Raw genomic sequence first — 8,820 nt, 5'->3', positions numbered from 1 at the left:
GGTACGTGCCCGGAGGCGGCGGGGGGTGCGCGGCGCGGTCGTACAGCGCCTCGGCGACCGGGTCCTGGGCGGAGAGGTCCTGTGCCCGGTAGGGGTCCTGGTCGTAGGCGTCCTGGAGGTACATGTCCGCGGGGGGCTGCGGCGGCACCTGGCCGTGTTCGGGCGGCGGACCCTCGGGGTAGCCCGAGCCGCCCGCGCCCTGACCGCGGTCACCGTCGTACGGCGCGTTCATGGTTACCCCACCTCATCGTCCCCGGGCCCACCGGCCACGACATCGCTCAACGGTCCACTCTCTCACCCGTGCCGGACGGGTCGGCGCTTTCCGGTGCGGTGTCCGGTGTCGGGTCACTCGGGTGCTCCGGGTCGTCTGCCCGGGACGGAGTGCCGGACTCCTCCTTGAGACGGTCCTGGGGGCTTTCGGGGTTCTCCGGGCCGTCGGGCTCGTCCGCCGCTTCGTCGTCGGGTCCGTCGGGACCCTCCTCGGCCTGGCGGGCGACGGCGCGCTTGCGGTGCGTGTACATCCGGAAGCCGGCGAGGACGAGCAGCAGGACACCGCCGCCGATGACCAGCATGACGGTGGCCGTGACCTCGGTGACCTTCACGTCGAAGTTGACGGCCTGTCCGTACTCCTGGCCGTCCTCCGTGTACAGCTGGGCGGTCACGCCCACCTTGCCATTGGCATTCGCCGACGTGGTGAACTTCACGGACTGGCTGTGCCCGCCGTTGACCGTGACCTGCTGCTCCGTGTAGGCCTTGCCGCCGATCTTCAGGCGCGTGGGGCTCGTCGAGGTGAGGCGCAGCACCAGGTGTTCGACGCCCTGCACCAGATTGTTCTGCACGGTCACGGGGATCGTGGCGCTGCGGCCCGAGAGCTTGGTCTCGGACTTGTCGATCAGCTTCACCTGGTTGGTGAGGTCTTCGAGGTAATTCAGCACGCTCTGGCGGAAGTTCGCCGCTTCGCCCGCCTGTCCCCGCCACGACGTGGACATCTCACGGTTCATGGCCCGCCCGAACGGGGTCACGACCCGGGACTCGTCGGTGAGGATCACCCGGAAGTTGTCGAGCTTGTCCTGGGTGGTCGCGATCTGTTCGAAGGCCGACTTCGGCAACTCCTGCTTGCGCAGCGAGGAGGGGTACGAGGAGGACGACGGGATCTTCGTGGTGGCGTTCGGGTCGGGCTTGGCCTTGGCCGCCGCGGCGAGCCCCTGCGACTCGTTCCAGGTGCTGCCCTGGAGGGTCGTCAGTGCCTCGGCCATCGTCTGGGCCTGGCTCCCGGTCGGCATGCGCTGCGGGGCGACGACGATGCTGCGCTGCTTGTCCGTCTGCAGATCGAGCGCCAGGCTCTGGGCCAGGAACCGCTGCTCGGCGAGCGTGGCGGCCCCGGCCTTCGTGAGGTCGCCCTCGAACGCGGTGGAGAGCCGTGAGTCCGCGACCACCGCCGTCGTACCGCCGCCGATGGGGCGGGCGGCGGAGGGCGTGTACGACAGACCGCCGGTCTCCTGGAGGCTGTCGCTGCGGGCGATCACCTTGTCGGCGCCGGCCGAGGTGGCGACCTTGATGATCGACGGGTCCACGGCGCCGCTCACCGGCCACGCGAAGTCCGTGGTCGGCGTCACGTGGAGCACCGTCTCCACGGTGCTCGCGGCAACGTCCGTGGCGTCCTTGAGGTGGCTCAGCGAGCCGGTGACGCTGGTGCCGTTGTGGGCCAGGGACGCCAGGTCCGGGTCGGCGAAGGGGAGGGCGACGACCTCCTTGTCCGCGACCGCGGACTGCAGCTCGGCGAGCCATGCCTTGGCGACCGCCTGGTGGGTGCCCGTCGTCGTGGTGTCGCCGTCGCCCTGGATCTTGTAGCTGCGGGTCATCGCGTCGACGGAGGCCAGCAGGTCCGGGTCGATCACCCAGGTGACGTCGAGATCCTTGCCGAGCGACAGCATCTGGTCGAGGCGCCCGCCCGGGGCGATCTCCTTGGCGAGTTCGTCGTTGAGGAAGACCGGCGTCTGCTGCTCGTTGGAACCCGTCTGCGCCGTCATGTGGACGCCGGAGACGAGCGGCCACAGAAACGTCGTCTTCGTCTTCGTGTCCGGCTCGTCGGGCTGCCACGGCAGGAACGTCCGCTGGATGCCCAGCACCTGCTCCCACGGCTGCGCGGAGGTCTGGCCGGAGAGCGAGACGCCGAGCGGGTAGACACCGTCGTCACCGAGGTCCAGCTTGTCCACCGGGACGGAGAGTGTGAAGGGCTCGGCGACGCCGGGAGTGAGCTTGGAGAACTTCTCGGTGTACTTGTCACCGACCTCCGAGCCGTCGACGCCCTGGACGTAGTCGGTGCGCTTGGCGACGGTGTCGATCGCGGAGCGGGTGCTCAGCGCCTGTCCCAGGCGCAGGCCCACATGGGCGTCCGTGACCGTCTGCTTGCCCTTGTTGGTCACCGTCCCGGAGATGGTCAGGGTGTCCCCGTCCGTGGGGATGCTGGGGCTGAGCGTGTCCACGGAGACCGACACCGTCTGCGAGCCGGAGGCGGCCCGCGCGGACGTCTGCTCGTCCGCACCGGCGGGCGTGACAGCGGACAACTGGAGGAGGCCGGCCAGCAGAGGCGCCCCGGCGAGCAGTGCGCCGGTGCGCCGCAGCCACCGGCGGGCAGGTGAGGGACACGTCCCCTGGAAGTCTGCCGCCTCGGCCACGCGCTCGCCCGTCCCTCGTCATCGTCAGTGGTCGTCGCAATGTGCGTCCACGCATGGTAACGATGCGCGCTGAGGGGAAGTGCCGCGGACTGCTCCACAAGATCGGAGAACAACGCCGGACCGTCCTGTATGTGACCTTATAAACGGGAGCGCTCATGTACGTCGCAAGGGCAGCGCTTGCGCGGGTATCGGCCGACGTGTCCGTGGGGCACATTTAATGGAGGCGCTCGCGGTGGCCGGGGCCACGTACCCTTTTCTGTTGTGCCGAACGCCAACGAAGACAACCCCAGTGCCCTGAGCCAGGTGCAGCACCGCGCGGTGAGCGAGCTGCTGCGGGTGGCTCCCGTCGCCGACGACCTCGCCCGCCGCTTCCAGGAGGCCGGGTTCTCTCTCGCCCTGGTCGGCGGGTCGGTCCGGGACGCGCTGCTCGAGCGGCTCGGCAACGACCTGGACTTCACCACGGACGCACGCCCCGAGGACGTACTGAAGATCGTCAGGCCGTGGGCGGACGCCGTGTGGGAGGTCGGGATCGCCTTCGGCACCGTGGGGGCACAGAAAGACGGCTACCAGATCGAGGTGACCACCTATCGGTCGGAGGCGTACGACCGAACCTCTCGCAAGCCCGAGGTGTCGTACGGCGACTCCATCGAGGAGGACCTCGTCCGGCGCGACTTCACGGTGAACGCGATGGCTGTCGCGCTCCCGGAGAAGGAGTTCATCGACCCGCACGGCGGCCTGGACGACCTCGAGGCCCGGGTGCTGCGGACCCCCGGCACTCCCGAGGCGTCCTTCTCGGACGATCCCCTGCGGATGATGCGGGCGGCACGCTTCGCCGCGCAGCTCGACTTCGAGGTCGCTCCCGAGGTCGTCGCGGCGATGACGGAGATGTCCGGGCGGATCGAGATCGTCTCGGCCGAGCGGGTGCGGGACGAGCTGAACAAGCTGATCCTCTCCGCGCACCCTCGCAAGGGGCTGGCCCTGCTGGTCGACACCGGGCTCGCGGACCACGTCCTGCCCGAGCTTCCCGCCCTCCGCCTGGAGAGCGACGAGCACCACCGGCACAAGGACGTCTACGAACACACGCTGATCGTTCTGGAGCAGGCGATCGAGCTGGAGGAGAACGGTCCCGACCTGATCCTCCGCCTGGCCGCCCTGCTGCACGACATCGGCAAGCCGCGCACCCGCCGTTTCGAGAACGACGGCCGGGTCTCGTTCCACCACCACGAGGTGGTCGGCGCGAAGATGACCAAGAAACGCATGCTGGCGCTCAAGTACTCGAACGACCTGGTGAAGGACGTCTCGCGTCTCGTCGAACTCCACCTGCGGTTCCACGGCTACGGCACCGGTGAGTGGACCGACTCCGCCGTCCGCCGCTACGTCCGTGACGCCGGCCCGCTGCTCGACCGCCTCCACAAGCTGACCCGCTCGGACTGCACCACACGGAACAAGCGCAGGGCCGCCGCGCTGTCCCGTGCGTACGACGGTCTGGAGGATCGCATCGCCCAGCTTCAGGAGCAGGAGGAGCTGGACTCGATCCGCCCCGACCTCGACGGCAACCAGATCATGGAGATCCTGGGTGTCACGCCCGGGCCGGTCATCGGTCGCGCCTACAAGTTCCTGCTCGAACTGCGGCTGGAGAACGGGCCGATGGAGCATGAGGCGGCCGTGGCCGCACTCAAGGAGTGGTGGGCCTTGGAGAGCTGAGGTCGTGGAACGGCGTCATGTTTCACGTGAAACATGACGCCGGGACAGCATCAGGGGCGGTGTTTCACGTGAAACATGAGACACCGCCCCGCGCCGCAACTGCCCTACTTCTTGTAGTCCTTCAGGCAGAGCAGGAAGTTACTGCCGTCACCGCTCTCGGTGTACGAGTACTGGAAGTCCTTCGCGGCCGCTGTGCACTTGGCGTCGGCCTCCGACTCGGAGTACGTGCCGCTGATCTTGGCGAGCACCGTGTACTGGGCCTTCGAGTCGCTGCACTTCACGACCTCAAGGTCCGGGTTGGTGTCGCTGGTGCTGCCGCGGTGCATGCAGTCGCCGACCTTTGCGGTGTCGGCGTCGTCCTGACTCGATATGACGCCGTAAACGACTGCGCCGATACCTATCACGATGACGACGGCGAGCCGGATCAGCTTGGGGCTGAACCGGCGCCTGGGCTGCGGCGGAGCCGGAGCGAACGGGCCCGCGCCCTGGGGCGGGAAGCCGGGCTGGCCGGGCTGCTGCGGGTAGCCGCCCTGGGGCGGGTACGGAGCCTGTGCCTGGGGCGGGTACGGGGTCTGGGCCTGGGCCTGCGGCGGATACGGTGCCGGAGCCTGAGGCTGGCCGTACGGCTGCTGGTCCTGGGCGTAGGGGTTCGGGCCCTGGGTGTATGGGTTCGGGCCCTGAGGCGGCGGAGTTGTCACTGAGGTCCCCCCTGGAACGTGGACGCATGGCACGGCGTGACCCTTGGTCCGGCGTGCGGCATGATGCGAAATAAGACGCCCGTAAGCTACCTGCCGCCACTGACACCGCTGTGCCCCAGGACGACTCCGTGTCAGTGATGTGACACTTTCCGGCGCTCAAAGTGGGCCATAGTCACAGCAACCGCTCCGTAGACAACGGCCACGGTGACCACCAGCACCGCTGAGCGGCCGTCAGGGGGCAGCATCAGGGCAGCCATCGCGGCGGCGCCGACGAAAGCGACGTTGAAGAGCACGTCGTAGACGGAGAAGATGCGGCCGCGGAAGCCGTCGTCGACGGAGAACTGCACGATCGTGTCCGTGGCGATCTTCGCGCCCTGTGTGGTCAGGCCCAGGACGAAGGCCGCCGCCAGCATGGGGGCGGTGGTGAACGGGAGGCCGAGGGCCGGTTCCAGGAGCGCGGCGCCCGCGGCGCACACGGCGATCCAGCGGCCGGGGCCGAGCCGGCCCGCGGCCCAGGGTGTCACCACGGCCGCCACGAAGAAGCCGGCGCCGGACACCCCCAACGCCAGCCCCAGCAGGCGTAGTCCGTCGTCCGGGGTCGAGGAGAGGGCGTACCGGCAGAGCATCAGCAGCAGGACCGTCAGGGCGCCGTAGCAGAAGCGCATCAGGGTCATCGCGGCGAGCGCCCAGACCGCCTCTCGGCGCTGCGGCGCGGCGAGATGGCGTACCGCCGCTGTCAGGTCCCGGGCGGTGCCGGCGAGTGCTGTGGCGAGGCGGGGGTGGGTCAAGGCGCGGTCGGGGCCGAAGAGTTCGGGGGCCATGCGCAAGGACGTGAGAGCCGCGCACAGATAGAGGGCCGCTCCCAGGAGTACTACCGCGGCGTCGGTGTCCGCGGCCAGCAGCCGTACGAGGAAGGCGAGGCCGCCGCCCAAGGTCGCCGCCAGTGTTCCAGCCGTGGGAGAAAGGGAGTTGGCGACGACCAGGCGTTCGTCGTCGACCACGCGCGGGAGGGCGGCGGACAGGCCGGCGAGGACGAAGCGGTTGACCGCGGTGACGCACAGGGCGGAGACGTAGAAGAGCCAGTCCGGGACGTGGCTCAGCATCAGGACGGCGGTGGCGGCGGCCAGCAGGGCGCGGAGCAGGTTGCCGTAGAGGAAGACCTGGCGGCGGCGCCAGCGGTCCAGGAGGACGCCGGCGAAGGGGCCGATGAGGGAGTACGGGAGGAGCAGGATCGCCATCGCGGAGGCGATCGCGGCGGCCGAGGTCTGTTTCTCCGGGGAGAAGACGACGTAGGCGGCTAGTGCGACCTGGTAGACGCCGTCCGCGCCCTGGGAGAGCAGGCGTACGGCGAGCAGGCGCCGGAAGCCCTGGAAGCGCAGGAGGATGCGCAGGTCACGGACGACGGCCATGGGCACAGCCTCACATACGAGGAGGGTCCCCGGGCGGAATGCCGGGGGACCCTCGACGAACGGACCGGTGACGGGTCCTAGCGCTCGACCTCGCCCTTGATGAACTTCTCGACGTTGGCGTAGGCCTCGTCGTCGAAGTACTGGACCGGCGGGGACTTCATGAAGTAGCTTGACGCGGAGAGGATCGGGCCGCCGATGCCGCGGTCCTTGGCGATCTTCGCGGCGCGCAGGGCGTCGATGATGACACCTGCCGAGTTCGGGGAGTCCCAGACCTCGAGCTTGTACTCCAGGTTCAGCGGGACGTCACCGAACGCGCGGCCCTCGAGGCGGACGTAGGCCCACTTGCGGTCGTCGAGCCACTGGACGTAGTCCGACGGGCCGATGTGGACGTTCTTCTCGCCCAGGTCGCGATCCGGGATCTGCGAGGTGACGGCCTGCGTCTTCGAGATCTTCTTGGACTCCAGGCGGTCGCGCTCCAGCATGTTCTTGAAGTCCATGTTGCCGCCGACGTTGAGCTGCATCGTGCGCTCGAGACGGACACCGCGGTCCTCGAACAGCTTCGCCATCACGCGGTGCGTGATGGTGGCGCCGACCTGCGACTTGATGTCGTCGCCGACGATCGGGACACCGGCCTCGGTGAACTTGTCCGCCCACTCCTTGGTGCCGGCGATGAAGACCGGGAGGGCGTTGACGAAGGCGACCTTGGCGTCGATGGCGCACTGGGCGTAGAACTTCGCCGCGTCCTCGGAACCGACGGGCAGGTAGCAGATCAGGACGTCGACCTGCTTGTCCTTGAGGATCTGGACCACGTCGACCGGGGTCTCGTCGGACTCCTCGATCGTCATGCGGTAGTACTTGCCCAGGCCGTCGAGGGTGTGACCGCGCTGGACCGTGACGCCCTTGTTCGGGACGTCGCAGATCTTGATGGTGTTGTTCTCACTGGCACCGATGGCGTCGGAGAGGTCGAGGCCGACCTTCTTCGCGTCGACGTCGAACGCTGCGACGAACTCGACGTCACCGACGTGGTATTCGCCGAACTGGACGTGCATCAGACCGGGCACCTTGGCCGCCGGGTCGGCGTCCTTGTAGTACTCGACGCCCTGTACCAGTGAGGCGGCGCAGTTGCCCACGCCGACGATGGCTACGCGAACCGAACCCATTCCGGTTGCTCCCTGTGTGTGCGAGGTGAGGCCCTGACTGGACCTCATGTGGTGGTTTCGTCGGACGGATCCGGCCCGGGGGTGGCGCCCCCGAGCCGGGGCAGGCCGCCCGACTCCCCAGATGTGCTGTCCTGCTGAGCGGAGCCTCCGGAGGCGGGACCCTTGAGGTCCCGTCCGGCTCGCTCGCTCTCGATGAGCTCGTTCAGCCAGCGCACTTCGCGCTCCACGGACTCCATTCCGTGGCGCTGCAGCTCAAGCGTGTAGTCGTCGAGGCGCTCCCGGGTCCGCGCCAAGGAGGTGCGCATCTTGTCGAGGCGCTCCTCCAGCCGGCTGCGGCGACCCTCCAGTACGCGCATGCGTACGTCGCGTGACGTCTGCCCGAAGAAGGCGAAACGAGCGGCGAAATGTTCGTCCTCGTACGCGTCGGGCCCCGTCTGCGAGAGCAGTTCCTCGAAGTGCTCCTTACCTTCCGCCGTCAACCGGTAGACGATCTTGGCGCGACGTCCCGCGAGGGTGGCGGTAAGGGCGTCCTCGGGGGTGTTCCCCGTCTCCTCGATCAACCAGCCGTTGGCGACCAGCGTCTTGAGGCAGGGGTAGAGCGTCCCGTAGCTGAACGCACGGAACACACCCAGTGACGTATTGAGTCGTTTGCGCAGCTCATAGCCGTGCATCGGGGATTCGCGGAGCAGGCCGAGGATGGCGAACTCGAGGATGCCTGAGCGTCGGCTCATCGTCGCCCCTTCCTGTCCGCGGTCCGACCGTGACGGCCTTTATGCCGAGCTGATGTATCGACTCGATACATCCAGACGATAGAACGGCCTTCCGGATGCGACAAGTGGGGAGATGGTGAGCGGCGTCACATCACTGATTAGTTGGAATCAAGTTGCCTGATTTGGGGTGAACTTCGGGGCTAAGCAGGTTTTGACGGTGCGTAGTCTGTGCGGCATGCACACCACCGGGAACCAAGTGACGCGTGGGGGCGTCATCGTCCCCGGTGCGGTACGGGTGAATGCAGAACCGACCACATCCGTACTTCGGGGGGACCGGAAACCAGCCGCCGTTTCCAGGCGCGCACGGATGCGCCTGCCCGAGGAGTAATCGTTCGATGAGCGAGCACCGTCGCAAACCGCCGCAGCCGCAGGGAGGCGGACGTGCCGCGGCCCGACGCGGC

6 protein-coding genes and 1 pseudogene are annotated in these 8,820 nt (G+C 68.3%); 1 reads left to right on the top strand and 6 read right to left on the bottom strand.

From position 1 onward, the window contains the following. Positions 1–232, bottom strand: a pseudogene (locus ACNFOC_RS24415) (murein biosynthesis integral membrane protein MurJ); the annotation flags it as partial. Between the two features lie 46 nt (positions 233–278). Continuing rightward, a complete protein-coding gene (locus ACNFOC_RS24410) occupies positions 279–2,678 on the bottom strand; it encodes a DUF6049 family protein (protein WP_416961235.1) in 2,400 nt (799 codons plus the stop codon). A 261-nt stretch (positions 2,679–2,939) separates the two neighbouring features. Between ACNFOC_RS24410 and ACNFOC_RS24405 the strand changes: the two genes are divergently transcribed. Further along, positions 2,940–4,382 (top strand): CCA tRNA nucleotidyltransferase, encoded by a 1,443-nt coding sequence (locus tag ACNFOC_RS24405; RefSeq protein WP_416961234.1) that lies wholly within the window; start codon positions 2,940–2,942, stop codon positions 4,380–4,382. Positions 4,383–4,486: 104 nt separating this feature from the next. On the opposite strand, the gene ACNFOC_RS24400 is transcribed toward ACNFOC_RS24405, so the two are convergent. The 4 genes from ACNFOC_RS24400 to ACNFOC_RS24385 form a co-directional block, all read right to left on the bottom strand. Beyond that, positions 4,487–5,080: an LppU/SCO3897 family protein gene (locus ACNFOC_RS24400; RefSeq protein WP_416961233.1), complete on the bottom strand. Its 594-nt coding sequence runs from the start codon at positions 5,078–5,080 to the stop codon at positions 4,487–4,489. Positions 5,081–5,211: 131 nt separating this feature from the next. Then, complete coding sequence (locus ACNFOC_RS24395) at positions 5,212–6,489, bottom strand: MFS transporter (protein WP_416961232.1); 1,278 nt, start codon at positions 6,487–6,489, stop codon at positions 5,212–5,214. Between the two features lie 77 nt (positions 6,490–6,566). Then, entirely contained in the window at positions 6,567–7,649 is a 1,083-nt protein-coding gene (locus ACNFOC_RS24390) for an inositol-3-phosphate synthase (RefSeq protein ID WP_019055136.1), read from the bottom strand. Between the two features lie 44 nt (positions 7,650–7,693). Beyond that, entirely contained in the window at positions 7,694–8,380 is a 687-nt protein-coding gene (locus ACNFOC_RS24385) for a PadR family transcriptional regulator (protein ID WP_033285749.1), read from the bottom strand. Between the last annotated feature and the right edge of the window lie 440 nt (positions 8,381–8,820).

The sequence above is a fragment of the Streptomyces colwelliae genome, from assembly GCF_048158785.1.
Taxonomy (GTDB): Bacteria; Actinomycetota; Actinomycetes; order Streptomycetales; family Streptomycetaceae; genus Streptomyces.
Note: the sequence above shows the minus strand (reverse complement) of the source record. Positions and strands in the feature narration are given on the sequence as shown.

What these genes read in the sequence shown, in the direction of transcription:
- ACNFOC_RS24395 (WP_416961232.1), bottom strand. Translation starts at nt 6,489, where the DNA reads ATGGCCGTCGTCCGTGACCTGCGCATCCTCCTGCGCTTCCAGGGCTTC.
- ACNFOC_RS24390 (WP_019055136.1), bottom strand. Translation starts at nt 7,649, where the DNA reads ATGGGTTCGGTTCGCGTAGCCATCGTCGGCGTGGGCAACTGCGCCGCC.
- ACNFOC_RS24385 (WP_033285749.1), bottom strand. Translation starts at nt 8,380, where the DNA reads ATGAGCCGACGCTCAGGCATCCTCGAGTTCGCCATCCTCGGCCTGCTC.